Source organism: Ramlibacter sp. JJN2-2R (assembly GCF_057747835.1).
Genome location: NZ_CM173226.1, coordinates 2,368,496 through 2,383,694, shown reverse-complemented (window position 1 = coordinate 2,383,694; position 15,199 = coordinate 2,368,496). Strand labels below are relative to the sequence as shown.

The 15,199-nt window shown below is 72.5% G+C and carries 13 protein-coding genes; 3 read left to right on the top strand and 10 right to left on the bottom strand.

Annotated elements, in window-relative coordinates; all coding sequences use genetic code 11:
• Positions 1 to 36 precede the first annotated feature (36 nt).
• Positions 37 to 951 carry a CAF17-like 4Fe-4S cluster assembly/insertion protein YgfZ gene (gene ygfZ, locus AC3ANR_RS11600; protein WP_488288265.1) on the top strand — a complete coding sequence of 305 codons (915 nt, stop codon included), beginning with the start codon at positions 37 to 39 and terminating at the stop codon, positions 949 to 951.
• Here ygfZ and AC3ANR_RS11595 read toward each other — a convergent pair whose 3' ends face one another.
• The 4 genes from AC3ANR_RS11595 to AC3ANR_RS11580 all read right to left on the bottom strand — a co-directional run bounded on the left by AC3ANR_RS11595 (position 952) and on the right by AC3ANR_RS11580 (position 5,881).
• Positions 952 to 3,030, bottom strand: coding sequence for an O-antigen ligase family protein (locus AC3ANR_RS11595; RefSeq protein WP_488288264.1), 2,079 nt, complete (start codon positions 3,028 to 3,030; stop codon positions 952 to 954).
• 142 nt (positions 3,031 to 3,172) lie between these two features.
• On the bottom strand, positions 3,173 to 4,057 hold the full coding sequence (locus tag AC3ANR_RS11590) for a YbgC/FadM family acyl-CoA thioesterase (protein ID WP_488288263.1): 885 nt from the start codon (positions 4,055 to 4,057) through the stop codon (positions 3,173 to 3,175).
• The gene (locus AC3ANR_RS11585) at positions 4,054 to 4,971 is read right to left on the bottom strand and encodes an alpha/beta hydrolase (RefSeq protein WP_488291794.1); all 918 of its coding nucleotides are present in this window, start codon (positions 4,969 to 4,971) and stop codon (positions 4,054 to 4,056) included. Before AC3ANR_RS11585 ends, AC3ANR_RS11590 begins: the two co-directional genes overlap by 4 nt.
• A gap of 43 nt (positions 4,972 to 5,014) precedes the next feature.
• Positions 5,015 to 5,881 (bottom strand): 2-keto-4-pentenoate hydratase, encoded by an 867-nt coding sequence (locus AC3ANR_RS11580; protein WP_488288262.1) that lies wholly within the window; start codon positions 5,879 to 5,881, stop codon positions 5,015 to 5,017.
• A 56-nt stretch (positions 5,882 to 5,937) separates the two neighbouring features.
• On the opposite strand from AC3ANR_RS11580, the gene AC3ANR_RS11575 reads away from it, so the two are divergent.
• Positions 5,938 to 7,074: an iron-containing alcohol dehydrogenase gene (locus AC3ANR_RS11575; protein ID WP_488288261.1), complete on the top strand. Its 1,137-nt coding sequence runs from the start codon at positions 5,938 to 5,940 to the stop codon at positions 7,072 to 7,074.
• Here the strand turns inward: AC3ANR_RS11575 and AC3ANR_RS11570 are convergent.
• From AC3ANR_RS11570 to AC3ANR_RS11560, 3 genes are read right to left on the bottom strand one after another with little or no spacing between them, the layout of a single operon-like run.
• Positions 7,044 to 8,144, bottom strand: a complete 1,101-nt coding sequence (locus tag AC3ANR_RS11570; RefSeq protein WP_488288260.1) for an acyltransferase family protein — start codon at positions 8,142 to 8,144, stop codon at positions 7,044 to 7,046. The genes AC3ANR_RS11575 and AC3ANR_RS11570 overlap by 31 nt on opposite strands.
• Positions 8,141 to 9,238 (bottom strand): phospholipase, encoded by a 1,098-nt coding sequence (locus tag AC3ANR_RS11565; RefSeq protein ID WP_488288259.1) that lies wholly within the window; start codon positions 9,236 to 9,238, stop codon positions 8,141 to 8,143. The genes AC3ANR_RS11570 and AC3ANR_RS11565 overlap by 4 nt, the downstream gene beginning before the upstream one ends.
• Positions 9,239 to 9,242: 4 nt before the next feature.
• Positions 9,243 to 11,561 carry a Tex family protein gene (locus tag AC3ANR_RS11560; RefSeq protein WP_488288258.1) on the bottom strand — a complete coding sequence of 773 codons (2,319 nt, stop codon included), beginning with the start codon at positions 11,559 to 11,561 and terminating at the stop codon, positions 9,243 to 9,245.
• 135 nt (positions 11,562 to 11,696) lie between these two features.
• Between AC3ANR_RS11560 and AC3ANR_RS11555 the strand changes: the two genes are divergently transcribed.
• A complete protein-coding gene (locus tag AC3ANR_RS11555; RefSeq protein WP_488288257.1) occupies positions 11,697 to 12,410 on the top strand; it encodes a hypothetical protein in 714 nt (237 codons plus the stop codon).
• A 366-nt stretch (positions 12,411 to 12,776) separates the two neighbouring features.
• On the opposite strand, the gene AC3ANR_RS11550 is transcribed toward AC3ANR_RS11555, so the two are convergent.
• Genes AC3ANR_RS11550 through AC3ANR_RS11540 form a run of 3 tightly spaced genes read right to left on the bottom strand, consistent with a single transcriptional unit; the run spans position 12,777 to position 15,177 of the window.
• The gene (locus tag AC3ANR_RS11550) at positions 12,777 to 13,328 is read right to left on the bottom strand and encodes a methylated-DNA--[protein]-cysteine S-methyltransferase (RefSeq protein ID WP_488288256.1); all 552 of its coding nucleotides are present in this window, start codon (positions 13,326 to 13,328) and stop codon (positions 12,777 to 12,779) included.
• Positions 13,328 to 14,233, bottom strand: coding sequence for an SDR family oxidoreductase (locus AC3ANR_RS11545; protein WP_488288255.1), 906 nt, complete (start codon positions 14,231 to 14,233; stop codon positions 13,328 to 13,330). The genes AC3ANR_RS11550 and AC3ANR_RS11545 overlap by 1 nt, the downstream gene beginning before the upstream one ends.
• Positions 14,230 to 15,177, bottom strand: a complete 948-nt coding sequence (locus AC3ANR_RS11540) for a glutathione S-transferase family protein (RefSeq protein WP_488288254.1) — start codon at positions 15,175 to 15,177, stop codon at positions 14,230 to 14,232. Before AC3ANR_RS11540 ends, AC3ANR_RS11545 begins: the two co-directional genes overlap by 4 nt.
• Between the last annotated feature and the right edge of the window lie 22 nt (positions 15,178 to 15,199).

The window sequence follows — 15,199 nt, the reverse complement described above, 5'->3', positions numbered from 1 at the left end:
ACCTCATAGGACAAGAGCGGCCATGATAATCCGCGGATGCCCCACTCCCTCGAAGGCACCTGCGCCCTGCCCCACCTGGGCGTGATCCGCGCGCAAGGCGAGGACGCCGAGCGCTTCCTGCACAACCAGCTCACCCAGGATTTCGTCCTGCTGCGCCCCGACGAGGCCCGGCTGGCGGCGTTCTGCACGGCCAAGGGCCGCATGCTGGCCAGCTTCGTGGGCTTCGCCCGCGAGCCGCACGACATCCTGCTGGTCGTCTCGCGCGACATCCTGGCGACCACGCTCAAGCGGCTGTCGATGTTCGTGCTGCGCGCCAAGGTCAAGCTGGCCGACGCCTCGTCCGACTTCGTGGTCGAAGGCGCCGCCGGCGATGCCGCCCTGGCCCTGGCCGATGGCCTGGCGCCCTGGGGCAAGCGCAACGCCGGCCCGGCGCAGGTCGTGCGCCTGCACCCGGCCGAGGGCCGCGCCCGCGCGCTGCGCGTCGCGCCGGCGGCCGACGCCTCGCCCGCGGCGGGCACGCTGCCGGTGCAACTCTGGCAATGGGGCGAGGTCCGCAGCGGCATCGCGACCGTGACCGCGCCCATCGTCGAGGCCTTCGTGCCGCAGATGCTGAACTACGAGTCGGTCGGCGGGGTGAACTTCAAGAAGGGCTGCTACCCCGGCCAGGAGGTCGTGGCGCGCAGCCAGTTCCGCGGCACCCTCAAGCGCCGGGCCTACGTGGCGCATGCGGCCGCCGCGCTGCAGGTCGGCCAGGAGGTGTTCCACGACGCCGACCCGTCGCAGCCGTGCGGGCTGGTGGCCGAGTGCGCGCCGGCGCCCGAGGGCGGCTGGGACGCCATCGTCTCGATGCAGACCAGCGCGGCCGAAGGCGGCGCGCTGCATGCCGGCGCCCCCGACGGCCCGGCCCTCACCCTGTTGCCCCTGCCCTACCCGCTGCTGGCGGACATCTGATCAGGGGCCCAGCCGGTCGCGGTAGGCGGCCGGCACCTGCTGCAGCACCGCCAGCCGGTTGCCCGGCCCGGCCGCCGCGAGCGACAGGCGCCAGGCCTGCAGCGCGCGCTGCTCGTCCTTCATCGCGACCAGGTAGAAGTTGCCCAGCTCGATGTACCCCTGGACACGCTGGTCCGGGAACTCGCGCAGGCGCAGCCCCATGGCGCGTTCCGCCAGCGGGTAGTCGCCCTGGCGCCAGCCGAGCAGGAATGCCCCGGTGAGCAGGTCCGAGTCGTAGCGGCCCTGCGCCAGCGCGTCGCGCGCGACCTGCAGTGCCTGCGCCTCCTTGCCGGTGCGCGAGAGCAGGATCACCTCCAGCGACAACACCGCCGGCGCATGCGGCGAGATCTTCCTGGCCCGCTCCAGGTACGCGAACGCCGGCTCCCACTCCTGCATCGCCGCATGCCCGCGCGCCGCGTTGGACAGGATCGCCACGATGTAGGGCCGCGAGGACAGCACCGACTCCCAGATCCAGGTGGCGTTCTTCCAGTCGCCCCAGCGCGCCAGCTCGTCCGCGACCATGGGCGTGATCTTGCGGTAGTGCGGGTTGATCGCCACCGCCTCGCGCGTGAGCGCCAGGATCTGCGCCTTGTCGGCGTTCCAGCGCGGGTCGTCCGGGCGGCCCGAGGCGTTGATCCGCATCGCCAGCTGCACCGCGCGCACGATCTTGCCTTCGCAGGCGGCGGCCTGCGCGGAGATGTAGGTGGCCAGCGCCAGGCCCGCCACGCCGGCTGCGATGGCGGCCGAGTTCCAGGCCCGCCGCCACGGCAGCGTGACCGTGCCGATCCGACCGGCCAGGCCCAGCCGGGCGTCGGAGCCGGCCAGCAGGCCCAGCGACAGCGCGAACAGCGCCCCGGTCGAGGCCATGCGCCACGGGAAACCGACGTTGCTGACGATCAGCAGCGACAGCAGCGAGGCCAGCGCGATCGCCCGCCAGGGCGCTTCGTCGGCCTGCGCGCCGGCCGCGGCGCGCCAGGTCACCCAGGCCGAGCGCAGCAGCCAGGCGGCCAGGCCCAGCAGGAACAGCAGGCCCACCAGGCCGTCCTCGGCCAGCAACTGCAGCACCTCGTTGTGCACGTAGTAGTCGGTCTCGAGCTGCTCGCCTTCGGCCTGGTAGCGCGGGATCTGCACCTCCCAGGCGCCCGCGCCCACGCCGGTCAGCGGCCGGTCGGCGATCACGCGCAGCGTGGCCCGCCACATGATCTTGCGGATGTTCAGCGAGGCGTCCTCGGGCGAGATGGACCCGGTGCGCTTGAAGCCGCGTTCCAGCGCGGTGTGGCCGCGGCCCTCCTCCAGGATCTTCCCGTTGCCAGAGGGGATCGCGCCGAGGCCCAGCACCACGGCCAGCGCCACCCCGGCCGCGAGCCAGCGCAGGCCGGCGGGCCAGGTCCGCGCCGCGAGCGTCGCGCGGCAGCGCCACACGATCAGCGGCAGCACCACCAGCAGCTGCAGCCACAGCGAGATCAGGGCGGACCGCGTGCCGGTCATCAGGATGGCGACGGCGATGAAGGCGTTGCTGGCCGCCAGCAGCGCCACCATCGCGCTCTGGCGCGCCCGCACCAGCAGCAGGAACGAGAAGGGCAGCGTGCAGACCACGAACTCGGCAAAGAAGTTGCGGTTGACGAAGGTCGACGCCGGGTTCGGCCCCTGCGGGAAAAAGCGGAAGTCGACCCAGAACTGCAGCGCCGTCCACAGCGAGGCGCCCAGCGCGCCGGCATGGATGCCCCAGGCCAGCCAGGGCAGGCGCTCGCGCGTGAAGGCATTGAGGGCCGCCCACAGCAGCAGGCTGAAGACGAACCAGCGGATCGCCTCCACGCCCGCCAGGTGCGCATGCGACCAGGCCATGCTGCCCAGTGCATACGCCACCAGCAGCAGCGGCAGCCAGAGCACGCCGTGCCAGCGCACCGTGGCCGCCTCGTGGCGCCGGTCCCAGCAGACGAGCAGCACGGCGCCGAGCGCGCCGAACGACACGATCATCGACTTGAGCGTGTCCTGCAGCAGGTATTCGTTCGGGACGCCCAGCGCGGGCGCCAGCAGCATGACCAGGGCGAGGAGCGCCGCCGCGGCGCCGCTGCCGGCCCCGTCCGGCCGGGGCCTGCGCGGTGCCGGGGCCGGCGTGGGCGCGGCGCGGACCGGCCCGCCGTCCGCGCGGGACGGGGCGCGTCGTTGGCTGCGCGCCATCTCAGTGCCGCGCCGAAGGCTGCGACAGCGGCAGCGATGCCACCATGTCGATGTGCGGGATGCCGGCTTCCTCGTAGGGCTGGCCCTGCACCCGGAAGCCCAGGCGGCGGTAGAAGCCCTCGGCGCTGCGTTGCGCGTGCAGCGTGACCTCGCGGTCGCCGCGCGCCTGGGCGGCGTCGGCCAGCGCGCGCAGCACCTGCTCGCCCAGACCGGCGCCGCGCAGCACCTGGTGCACGGCCATGCGGCCGATGCGCGCCAGCCCCGGCTCGGGCTGCAGCAGCCGCCCGGTCGCGAGCGGCTGGCCCAGGAGGTTGTAGGCGACCGCATGGACGGCGGTAGCGTCCGCCTCGTCCCACTCGAGCTCGGCCGGGATGCGCTGCTCCTCGACGAACACGCGCGTGCGGATGCCGGACGCGTCGGGGCCGAGGTCCGACCAGCTGCCGCACGACAGGCGCGTGACCGGCCGGCCGGCCTCGTAGCCCTCGACGATGTCGCGCAGGGCCTGGGGCACCGGGCGCGACGTCTGCGTGGCCGGATCGGCGAACACGTAGACCAGCTCGCAGGTGATCAGCAGCTGGTCGCCGCGGAAGATGGCGCCCAGGAACTGCATCGACGAGGTGCCGATGCGCGCGCAGCGTAGGCCCACGTCGAGCTGGTCGTCCATGCGCGCCGAGGCCTGGAACTCGACCGTCGCCTTCTTCACGTACAGGTCACCGCCCAGCTGGTGCATCGCCTCCTCGTACGGCAGGGCGAGCGCGCGCCAGTAGTCGGCGATCGCTGTGTCGAAGTACATCAGGTAGTGCGCGTTGAACACGATCTTCTGCATGTCCACTTCGGCCCAGCGCACGCGCAGTCGATGGAAGAACCGGAACTCGTCTCGTTTCATGGTGTGTCGTGGAAGGCCTCGGCCAGCGCCCGGGCGGCCGCGGCATGGGCCTGGCGCGCCTCGGGGATGGCGCGGCCCATCTTGATGAATTCGTGGGTGACGCCGCGCCAGACCTCGAGGTCGACGGCGCCACCGGCGGCGCGCAGTTTATCTGCGTAGGCGATGCCGTCGTCGAACAGCGGATCGCACTCGGCCAGCCCGATCCAGGCCGGCGCGACGCCTTCCACGTCGTGGGCGTTGAGCGGCGCGAACCGCCAGTCGTCCCGCAGCCCGACGTCGATGTAATGGCCGAAGAAGTACTCGATGTGGGCCTGCTCCAGCACCAGCCCGTGGTGGTAGCGGCGGTGCGAGGCGCTGTCCTGCCGCGCGGCCGTGCCCGGATAGAACAGCAGCTGCAAGGCGAGCGGCAGGCCGGCGTCGCGCGCCTGGATGGCCGCCACCGCCGCCAGCGTGCCGCCCGCGCTGTCGCCGCCCACGGCCATCGGCTGGCCGGCCAGGCCCAGCGCCGTGCGCTCGCGGGCCAGCCACTGCAGCGCGTCCCAGGTGTCGTCCACGGCCGTCGGGAAGCGGTGTTCCGGCGCCTGCCGGTAGCCCAGCGACACCACGTTGCACGAGGCCAGCGCCGCGAGCTCGCGGCACAGGATGTCGTGCGTGCCGACGCTGCCGATGGTGAAACCGCCGCCGTGCAGGTACAGCAGCACCCCGCGCGCCCGGTCGTCGGGCTGGTACAGCCGCGCCGGCAGCATGGCGCCGTCGCGGGCGGGCACCTGCAGGTCGTCCACGCGGGCCAGCGGGCGCCGGGGCACCTCCAGCACGTCGGCCGATCCTTCGTACATGGCGCGCGCCTGCTGCGGCGGCATCAGGTGCATCGGTTCGCGCCGCAGCCGCGACATGCGCTCGAGCACCGATCGCATCGGGCGCGTGAGCTCGGGGTAGTCGGCGAGGAAGGTCACCGGTTCAATTGAAGCGCACCGTCACCGGCGCGGCGCCGGGCAGCCCGCGGTACGTTGCGGTGACCGCCAGGCCGGGCTTGGGCGGCAGCAGCGCCGAGAACGAGCCCAGGCTGATCAGGTCGCCCGGCTTCATGGCCAGGCCCTCCTGGGCCAGCGCGCCGGCGAGCCACACGACCGCATTGAGCGGGTGGTCCAGGATGTCGCTGCCCTTGCCGCCGCCCAGCGCGGCGCCGGACTGGTCGGTGAGCGTGACGGCCATGTCGCGCAGGCCGTCCAGCAACGCGTAGCGCTCGGCGCGGTACGCCGGCACCGGGATCGGCTTGCCGGCCACGCCCAGGCGCGCGCCGACGTTGATGGCGCTGACGCCGGGGCCGTTCAGGCGCGGCGGCGCCTGCACCACCAGGTCGGGCAGCTCGATGAAGGGAATCACCTGGTCGATCGCGTCCAGCACCTGCTCGGGCGTCTTCGCCTCGTTGATCGCCAGGCTGCTGACGCGCACCAGCATGTCGGCCTCGAACAGCGGGCGGGCGCCGAAGGCGGCATCGACCTGGCTGCCATCGGGCAGGATCATCTGCTCGTACAGCTTGCCCCAGACCGGCTTGTCGTAGTTGAAGCGCTTCTGCACCGCCGGATTGGTCAGGCCCGCCTTGTAGCCCACCAGCCGGCCCATGCGCTGCGCGAGCAGTCCGGTGACCTTGGCCCGCGAGCAGGCCGCGTCGGCCTCGGACGGGTTGTCGGGATTGGCCGCCGGCTGGCGCGCCAGCATCGCCTCGACCAGCGCCGCGGCCTGGGCGTCCGTCAGGCAGTCCGCGTGGACCGCGGACGCGGCCAGCGCCAGGACGGCCAGGGAAAGTCGCCAACACGATGTCATGCGTCCGCTCCTTCGCGATACAGTGGGAGCGGCATCTTACGACCGCAAGCCCGACCATGTCCCTGATCTACTACATCACCCAGGTCCAGTTCGATTTCGGCGCCGTGCGCCTGCTGCGCGCCGAGTGCGAGCGCGTGGGCATCACCCGCCCGCTCGTCGTCACCGACGCCGGCGTCAAGGCGGCCGGGGTGCTGCAGAAGGCGCTGGACGCGCTCGAAGGCATGCCGCACGCGATCTTCGACCAGACGCCCTCCAATCCCACGGAGGCGGCGGTGCGTGCCGCCGTGCAGATCTACAAGGACCAGCGCTGCGACGGCCTGGTCGCCGTGGGCGGCGGCTCGGCCATCGACTGCGCCAAGGGCGTGGCCATCGCGGCCACCCACGAGGGCCCCCTCACCCACTACGCCACCATCGAAGGCGGCTCGCCGCGGATCACCGCGAGCGTCGCCCCGCTGATCGCGGTGCCGACCACCAGCGGCACCGGCAGCGAGGTGGCGCGCGGCGCGATCATCATCGTCGACGACGGCCGCAAGCTCGGCTTCCATTCCTGGAACCTGGTGCCGCGCACCGCGATCTGTGATCCCGAGCTCACCCTGGGCCTGCCGCCCAGGCTCACCGCCGCCACCGGCATGGACGCCATCGCGCACTGCATGGAGACCTTCATGGCGGCGCCCTTCAACCCGCCGGCCGACGGCATCGCGCTGGACGGCCTGGAGCGCGGCTGGGCGCACATCGAGCGCGCCACCCGCGACGGCAGCGACCGCGAGGCCCGCCGGCAGCTCATGAGCGCGTCGATGCAGGGCGCGATGGCCTTCCAGAAGGGCCTGGGTTGCGTGCATTCGCTCAGCCACAGCCTGGGCGGCGTCAACCCGCAACTGCACCACGGCACGCTGAACGCGATGTTCCTGCCGGCGGTGGTGCGCTTCAATGCGCAGGCCGACTCGGTGCGCGAGGAACGGCGCCTGGAGCGCATGGCGCACGCGATGGGCCTGGCGGCAGCCGGCGACATCCCCGACGCGATCCGCGACATGAACGCGCGCCTGGGCCTGCCCACGGGCCTGGCTGCCCTGGGCGTGCAGCGCGACTGGTTCGGCAAGATCATCCAGGGCGCGATGGCCGATCACTGCCACAAGACCAACCCGCGGCTGGCCAGCGTCGAGGACTACGAGGAGATGCTGGCCGCCTCGCTCTGAGGCGGCCGGGCCGTCGCGGCGCCGCCGGCCAGCCGGCGGCGGCCCCAGCGGCGCACGGGCCGCTCGAGCCACCGCTCGCTGCACCACGCCAGCCCGCACGAGGCGGCCAGCACGCCGGCGAGCAGCAGCCAGCGCGACGCCGGCGCCAGCGTCTCGAGCGGGTGCACGAACCACGCCACCGCGAACAGCAGCATGGGGTGCAGCAGGTAGGTGCCGTAGGTGATGTCGCCGGCCGCCGCCGCGAGCGGCTGCACGGCGGGCGGGACCGCGGCCCGGCCGCTGATCCAGACCACCACCATGCACGCCGGCGCCAGCACGAGGCCGCGCCAGCCGAGCAGCTCGTCGCCGGGCTGCGACGGCATCAGCAGCGCAAGCAGCGCCCCCAGCGCGAGCCAGGCCGCGACCGCGCGTGCGAACGGCCACGGCGCCTGCGCCTCGCGCCGCTGCGCGCCGATCATGCAGCCGGCAAAGAAGTAGGCGGCGAACGCGGGCACCTGGTGGTAGGCCACCGCGCCCGCCTGCCAGCCGGCGCTGCCGATCGTCCGGGCGATCCAGCCCGCCTGCAGCAGGCCCAGCAGGACGAGCAACGCCCAGCGGAGGCGTGGCCGCGCGGCGATGCGTGCGAACAGCGGGAAGGCCAGGTAATAGACGGCCTCGATCCCGAGCGACCAGCCGCCGATCAGCAAGGCCCACACCACCGGGTCGTGCAGCCCGAAGGCGAACGTGGCGTTGAGCGCCAGGCGGGCACCGAGCTGCTCCACCAGCGCGCCGTTGCGCGCCGCCAGCATCGCCACGAACACCATGCACAGCAGCAGGTACAGCGGCGCCAGGCGCAGCCAACGCGTGATCAGGAACGCCGCGAAGGCCCGAGGCCGCAAGAGCGGCCGGGCGTCGTATGTGTAGGCCAGGCTGGCGCCCGAGAGGACGAAGAACAGGTACACGCCGTAGGTGCCCAGCGCCGGCAGTTCGGCCAGCTGCAGCCAGTACAGCAGGTGGTACGACGCGACCGTCAGCGCGCACAGGCCGCGCAGCAGGTCCCAGCCGGCGACGCGGCCCGCCAGGGCGGTCACAGCGGCTCCACCTGCGCCGGGTCGCAGCGCTCCACCCACTGCGCGAACTCGTCGGCCAGCTGCCGGCTGGCGTCGGCGGCCGCCTGCCACACGCGCATGCGCGCCGCGAGGTCGGTGCCGTAGCGGGCGAAGTCCGTGCGGTCGGGCAGCTTGCCGTTCGGCAGGCTGCGCATCCACTCGGGATCGGGCGCCAGCACGATGGTGTTGTCCAGGAACGGCGTCGCGCCGTGCCGCCAGCGCCAGGCCTTGTCGAGCCAGCCCGGCACGACCGCCCGCTGGAAGTGCGGGTACAGCACCAGGCCCCGGGGATGCGCCGCGGCGTAGTTCAGGTGCAGGTGGTAATCGGTGATGCCGCCGTCCCAGTAGGCGCCGGGCGGCGCGCCCGGGATGTCGTGCACGGCCTGCAGCACGAACGGGATGGAGCAGCTGGCCTGCAGCGCCGGTTGGAAGTTGGCCTCGGTCAGCCGCACCTGGCGGGTGCGGTAGTCCTGGTCGTCGAACGGCAGGCTGAGCGCGTCGGCGGCCGGCCCCGACGAGAACACCACGCGCTCCAGCCAGGCACCCAGCGCACGCCGGTGCACGCCGTTGGCGAGGTAGGCGCCCAGGTAGCCCAGCGGCGTGCCGACGCGGTGCTCGCGCGAGAGCAGGTGGCGCCCGCGCGAGGTGACGACATGGAGCCGGTAGCGGGGATGCCCGAGCACCTGCGCCACCCGGCCGCCGTAGAAGGATGCCAGGCTCTGCGCGAACCGCTCGCTGACGTGGCGGGCCGACGGCGTCTTGCGCCCCGGCTCGGGTTCGTAGTCCTGCGCGATGTAGTCGCGCTCGAGCCGCTCGAAGGCCGGCACCGCGGCGTCCAGGCAGGCCGTGGCCATGCGCCACGCGCCGATGGAGGCGCCGACCAGGTGCACGGGCTGGCTCGAGCGGGGCAGCCAGTCGCCGAACAGGAAGCGGTCCAGCGGCCCGAGGATCAGGCCCTTGGGCCCGCCCGCCGCCCCGGGCACGACGCTGATGTCCTGCGGCCGCAGGCCGTGCCGCGCGATGTGCTCGCGCGCGCGCGGGCCGGCGTGGATGCGCAGCGCCCGCCCGGCGGCCATGGCGCTACTTGCGCTGCGACAGCTTGGCGAACGCGCCGGCCATCGCGGTGTTGAGTTGCGGGTTGGCCGGCGCGCGCTGGCCGCGCCCGGCGCCCTCGTACCTGTTGTCGCGCGGACCGTCGCGGCGCGGCGCGCCCTTGGCGTCGAGCTTCATGGTCAGGCTGATGCGCTTGCGGGCCGCGTCGACCTCGAGCACCTTGACCTTGACGATGTCGCCGGTCTTGACGACCTCGCGCGCGTCGTTGACGAAGCGGTTGGACAGCTGGCTCACGTGCACCAGGCCGTCCTGGTGCACGCCCAGGTCGACGAAGGCGCCGAACTGCGCCACGTTGCTCACGGTGCCTTCCAGCACCATGCCCTCCTGCAGGTCGGCGATGTCCTCGACCCCCTCGTTGAAGCGCGCCACCTTGAAGTCGGGCCGCGGGTCGCGGCCGGGCTTTTCCAGCTCCGACAGGATGTCCCTGACCGTGATGACGCCGAACTGCTCGTTGGCGAACAGTTCGGGCCGCAGGGTCTTGAGCATCTCGGCGCGCCCCATCAGCTCGGCCACCGGCTTGCCGGTGGTCGCGATCATCTTCTCCACCACCGGATAGGTCTCGGGGTGCACGCCCGTCATGTCCAGCGGGTTCTCGCCGTCGCGGATGCGCAGGAAGCCCGCGCTCTGCTCGAAGGTCTTGGCGCCCAGGCCGCTGACGTCCAGCAGCTGCCGGCGCGAGCGGAAGGCGCCGTTGGCCTCGCGCCAGCGCACCACCGACTTGGCCACGGCCGACGACAGGCCCGACACGCGCGTGAGCAGCGGCACGCTGGCGGTGTTGAGGTCCACGCCCACCGAGTTCACGCAGTCCTCGACCACCGCGTCCAGCGTGCGGGCCAGCTCGGTCTGGTTGACGTCGTGCTGGTACTGGCCGACGCCGATGGACTTGGGGTCGATCTTCACCAGCTCGGCCAGCGGGTCCTGCAGCCGCCGCGCGATGCTGGCGGCGCCGCGCAGCGACACGTCGACGTCCGGCATCTCCTGCGAGGCGAACTCGCTGGCCGAATAGACCGACGCGCCCGCTTCGCTCACGACCACCCGCTGCAGCCCCTCGACGCGCTTGCCCAGGTCGGCCGCCAGCTTGTCGGTCTCGCGGCTGGCGGTGCCATTGCCGATGGCGACCAGGTTGACGCCGTGCTTGCGGCACAGGCGCTCCAGCGTGTGCAGCGAGCCTTCCCAGTCGCGGCGCGGCTCGTGCGGAAAGACGGTGGCGGTGTCCACCAGCTTGCCGGTGGCGTCGACGACGGCGACCTTCACGCCGGTGCGGATGCCCGGGTCCAGGCCCATCACCACGCGCGGGCCGGCCGGCGCGGCCAGCAGCAGGTCGCGCAGGTTGTCGGCGAACACCTTGATGGCGACCTTCTCGGCGTCCTCGCGCAGGCGGGCGAACAGGTCGCGCTCGATCGACAGCGACAGCTTCACGCGCCAGGTCCAGGCCACGCACTTGCGCAGCAGGTCGTCGGCCGGCCGGCCCTGGTGGCTCCAGCCCAGCTGCAGCGCGACCTTGCCTTCGGCGATCGAGGGCTTGCCGGGCTCGGGCTCGACCGGCAGCGCCAGCTTGGCGTCCAGGATCTCCAGCTGGCGGCCGCGGAACACCGCCAGCGCGCGGTGCGACGGCACGCGGCCGATCGGCTCGTCGTAGTCGAAGTAGTCGCGGAACTTGGCGACGTCCGGGTGGTTCTCGTCCTTGCCGGTGGCGAGCTTGCTGCGGAACAGGCCCTCGGTCCACAGCCATTCGCGCAGCGACTGCACCAGCGCCGGCTCCTCGGCCCAGCGCTCGGACAGGATGTCGCGCACGCCATCGAGCACGGCCGGCACGGTGGTGAAGTCCTCGCCGCCCTCGCCCTTCTCCGCCTTCACGAAGGCCTGCGCCTCGGCGGCGGGGTCCAGCCGCGGATCGGCGAACAGCCGGTCGGCCAGCGGCTCGATGCCCGCCTCGCGCGCGATCTGGCCCTTGGTGCGGCGCTTGGGCTTGTAGGGCAGGTAGAGGTCTTCCAGCTCCTGCTTGGTGGGGGCGGCCTCGAACGCGGCGCGAAGCTCGGGCGTGAGCTTGCCCTGCTCCTGCACGCTCTTGATGACGGCCTCGCGGCGCTCCTCGAGCTCGCGCAGGTAGCCCAGCCGCTCCTGCAGCTCGCGCAGCTGGATGTCGTCCAGCCCGCCGGTGGCTTCCTTGCGGTAGCGCGCGATGAAGGGCACGGTGGCGCCGCCGTCGAGCAGGTCGACCGCGGTGCGCACCTGCGTCTCGGCGACGCGCAGTTCGGCGGCGATCTGGCGGGTGATCTTGTCCATGTGTCCTGCTGGGCTCCGCTCGGAAAGCGCGCGAGTTTGCCACAGCGGGCGCACAGCGAATCGGGACGGCGGCTGACATCCGCGCCAGGGGCAACTTTTCAACATGGAACGCATATCCTTCGACCGGAGACCCCCATGCGCGCCCGTGTGATCCTGCTGGTGCTCGCGATCCTGCTCGTGGCCGGCTTCGCCGCCCAGAACTGGTCCGAGTTCACCCGTCCCGTTCCCCTCAACTTCGGCGTCGTGACCGCCGCGGCCCCCCTTGGGCTGATCCTGCTGACCATCCTGGGCGTGGCCCTGCTGGTGTTCCTGGCCAGCGCGGTGTCGATGCGCACCCAGAGCCTGCTCGAGTCGCGCCAGCACGCGCGCGTGCTGCATTCGCAGCGCGAACTGGCCGACAAGGCCGAGGCCTCGCGCTTCACCGACCTGCGCCAGATGCTCGATGCGCACCTGCGCGACACGCGCCAGCGCGAGTCGATGGTGAACACGGAGCTGGACAAGACGATGGCCCAGCACCAGCGCGAGCTGCGCAACCAGCTCGAGCAGATGTACCACCTGCTGACCTCGCGCCTGGGCGAACTCGAGCGCCGCCTGGACAGCCGCGCCGGCCGCGCCGAGCCGCTGGCGCGCGTGGAGCCGCTGGGCGACCGCGTCGAACCGATCGCCGGCCGCGTGGAACCCCGCACCGGCCGCGTCGAGCCGTTCGCCGGGCGGGTCGAGCCGGCGGGACGGGTCGAGCCCGGACTGGGCCGCGTCGAACCCATGTCGGGCCGGGTGGAGACGGTGTCTCCCACGCGCGTCGACGAACGCGACCCGTTCGACCGCCCGCCGGGCCGCGAACGGGTGTAGGCCACACGGGCCCGCGCCCAGGCCCACGGCGCCCTCGTGATCCAAGGGTTCCCTGTCGTCCGGCGACGGCTGGGATCGACGTGGCGTCGTCACTCCGATGTCATCCCGGCGAAAGCCGGGATCCAGGGGGCGCTGTGCGTGAGAGTCGCACCGGACTGGATTCCGGCTTTCGCCGGAATGACGGCTTTGGAGAGCGGGCGGCCCGCGCCACCCAGCGGTCAGACGTCATCCAGCGTTCAGATGTCACCCACTCAGCTGTCATCCCGGCGAATGCCGGGATCGAGGGGGCGCCATGCGTGAAACCCGCACCACACTGGATTCCGGCTTCCGTCGGAACGACGGCGAAGGGCCTTCTTGCCCCACCCTTCAGTCGAACAACCCCGGCCCCTGCGCCCCCAGCACGGCGCCTTCGATCTCCAGCAGGCGCAGCTTGGTGCGCGTGCCGCCCTCGGCCGAGAAGCCGCCGCTGCCGCCGCGCGCGGCGAGGATGCGGTGGCAGGGCACCAGGGGCGCGAACGGGTTGTGCCCCAGCGCCTGGCCGACCGCGCGCGCGGCGCCGGGGTCGCCGAGCTCGCGCGCCAGTTCGCCATAGGTGCGCACCTCGCCGGGCGGAATGCGGCGCGCGATGTCGTACACACGCCGGTGGAAGTCGGGCACGCCGTCCCAGGCCAGCTCGACGTCCACCAGCCCGTCCCGCGCGCCCGACAGCGCGGCCTGCTGGCGCTCGATGACGCGCCGGATGCCCGCCGGCGGTTCGGCCTCGGGCGCGTCGCCGCAGTGCCGGCGCATGCGCGCCAGCGTGCGGGCATCGTCGGCCTCGGGCAACTGCACGGCGTGCACCCGGCCGTCGCCGGTCCAGGCGATCCCGCACCGGCCGATGGGCGTGTCGAACAGGCAGCAGCCCGCCGCCGCGGCCATCAGGCCTCCCGCAGCGCGGCGCGCAGTTGCGCGCCGACGTCCGGCCGTTCCAGGAAGGGATCGGGCGGGTTGCGCGCCTCGACGATGGCCTCCATGCGGCTGCGCACGTTGCCCAGCGCCTTGGGGTGGCTGAAGACGTAGAACTGGTCGGCCACGATCGCGTCGAAGACCTTCTGCGCGACCTCCGCCGCCGTCACCTTGCCCGACCCCACGGCCTTGTCGCTCATGGCCTGGCCGATCAGCTGGCTGCGGGTCGGCTTGGCCGCCGCCAGCTCGCCCGGGCGATTGCGGTGGCTCTGGCTGATGCCGGTGGGCACGAAGTACGGGCACAGCACGCTGGCGCCAACCTGGTCGGTGACCAGGCGCAGGTCCTGGTACAGCGTCTCGGTCAGGCTCACCACCGCGTGCTTGCTGACGTTGTAGATGCCCATGTTGGGCGGCGTGAGCAGGCCCGCCATGCTGGCGGTGTTGACGATGTGGCCCTGCCAGGACGGATCCTGCTTCGCCGCGGCCAGCATCATGGGCGTGAACAGGCGCACGCCGTGCACCACGCCCCAGAGGTTGACGCCCAGCACCCATTCCCAGTCGGCGACGGTGTTCTCCCACACCAGGCCGCCGGCGCCGACGCCGGCATTGTTGAAGACGAAGTTCGGCGCGCCGAAGCGCTCGCCCACCGCCTGCGCCAGCGCCTCCATCTCGGCCGCCTTGGCGACGTCCACGCGCCGCGCCAGCACCTGGGCGCCGGCCTGCTGCATCTCGGCCGCCGCCTCGTCCAGCGCGTCCTGCTGCACGTCGACCAGCACCAGGTTCATGCCCAGCCGGGCGCCGATGCGCGCGCATTCCAGGCCGAAGCCCGAGCCGGCGCCGGTGAGGACGGCCGTCCTGCCCTTGAAGTCCGTGATCATGCGGGTTCTGCCTTTCTCAGCACGTAGCCGATGCGGGGGAAGTGGACGTGGACCAGGCCTGCCCGCGCGTCCTCGCGGCTGAGGCTGTAGTGCGTGCGGGTCGCGGCCACCAGCTCGCCTTCGGTGGCCTCGGTGCCGAACGATTCGGGCGTGATCGTCACGCGCGAGCCCAGCGGGATGCCGTGGTCGTCCTGGAACGCGCTGTCCACCAGCAGGTTCTGGCCCGGCGGCATCGGCTGCGCGTTGTGCGCGACGGTGATCGCGTCGGCCGACGTGAAGCGCTCGGGGCGGCCTTCGCCCAGCGCCGCCATCCGGTCCATCCACTCCAGCAGCGAGGGCGTGGGCTGCAGGATGTCGGCCATGACCGGGGCGCGGTGGCGCGTGTACCAGAGCGCGTGGTAGGTGGCGAAGTCGGCGACGCAGGGTTCGGCGCCGAACAGGAAGTCGTGCTCGTCGGCCATGTGCGCGATGCGGCGCAGGTACGAGCGGTAGGCCGAGGTGGCGTCCGCCGGACGCAGCTGCGTCATGTTGCTGCGCATCGCCTTGCGGTCGGCCAGAAACGCCTGCGCGACCGCCTCGTTCGGGAACATGGTGGCCGCCGACCGGGGCTGGATGTTGTAGGTCATCGCGGTCCAGAACAGCGTGGTGTCGGCCCACTGCGCGAAGATGCGCGAGACGCCCTTGAGGTGCGGCGGGTAGATCGGCGGCTCGGGCTGCACGTGCTCCAGCACGTCGCCGATCAGCGCGGTGTCGCAGTAGATGTCGGCCCCCACCTGCAGAAACGGCGTGCGGCGGTAGCCGCCCGTGAGCGCCACCACGTCGGGCTTGGGCTGGATGCGCGGCACGTGCACCGACTTCCAGGCCAGCTTCTTGAAGCCCAGGATCAGGCGCACCTTCTCCGAGAACGGCGATTCGGGATAGTGGTGGAGGATGAGGTCGGTCATGCGTCGGGGTTTCCGGGGGTGT

Coding starts and splice junctions, on each gene's coding strand:
- AC3ANR_RS11565 (WP_488288259.1), bottom strand. CDS start 9,238: ATGGCCGCCGGGCGGGCGCTGCGCATCCACGCCGGCCCGCGCGCGCGC.
- AC3ANR_RS11575 (WP_488288261.1), top strand. CDS start 5,938: ATGTCCCTGATCTACTACATCACCCAGGTCCAGTTCGATTTCGGCGCC.
- AC3ANR_RS11580 (WP_488288262.1), bottom strand. CDS start 5,881: ATGACATCGTGTTGGCGACTTTCCCTGGCCGTCCTGGCGCTGGCCGCG.
- AC3ANR_RS11540 (WP_488288254.1), bottom strand. CDS start 15,177: ATGACCGACCTCATCCTCCACCACTATCCCGAATCGCCGTTCTCGGAG.
- AC3ANR_RS11595 (WP_488288264.1), bottom strand. CDS start 3,030: ATGCTGCTGGCGCCCGCGCTGGGCGTCCCGAACGAATACCTGCTGCAG.
- AC3ANR_RS11555 (WP_488288257.1), top strand. CDS start 11,697: ATGCGCGCCCGTGTGATCCTGCTGGTGCTCGCGATCCTGCTCGTGGCC.
- ygfZ (WP_488288265.1), top strand. CDS start 37: ATGCCCCACTCCCTCGAAGGCACCTGCGCCCTGCCCCACCTGGGCGTG.
- AC3ANR_RS11550 (WP_488288256.1), bottom strand. CDS start 13,328: ATGGCCGCGGCGGCGGGCTGCTGCCTGTTCGACACGCCCATCGGCCGG.
- AC3ANR_RS11585 (WP_488291794.1), bottom strand. CDS start 4,971: ATGCGATCGGTGCTCGAGCGCATGTCGCGGCTGCGGCGCGAACCGATG.
- AC3ANR_RS11545 (WP_488288255.1), bottom strand. CDS start 14,233: ATGATCACGGACTTCAAGGGCAGGACGGCCGTCCTCACCGGCGCCGGC.
- AC3ANR_RS11590 (WP_488288263.1), bottom strand. CDS start 4,057: ATGAAACGAGACGAGTTCCGGTTCTTCCATCGACTGCGCGTGCGCTGG.
- AC3ANR_RS11560 (WP_488288258.1), bottom strand. CDS start 11,561: ATGGACAAGATCACCCGCCAGATCGCCGCCGAACTGCGCGTCGCCGAG.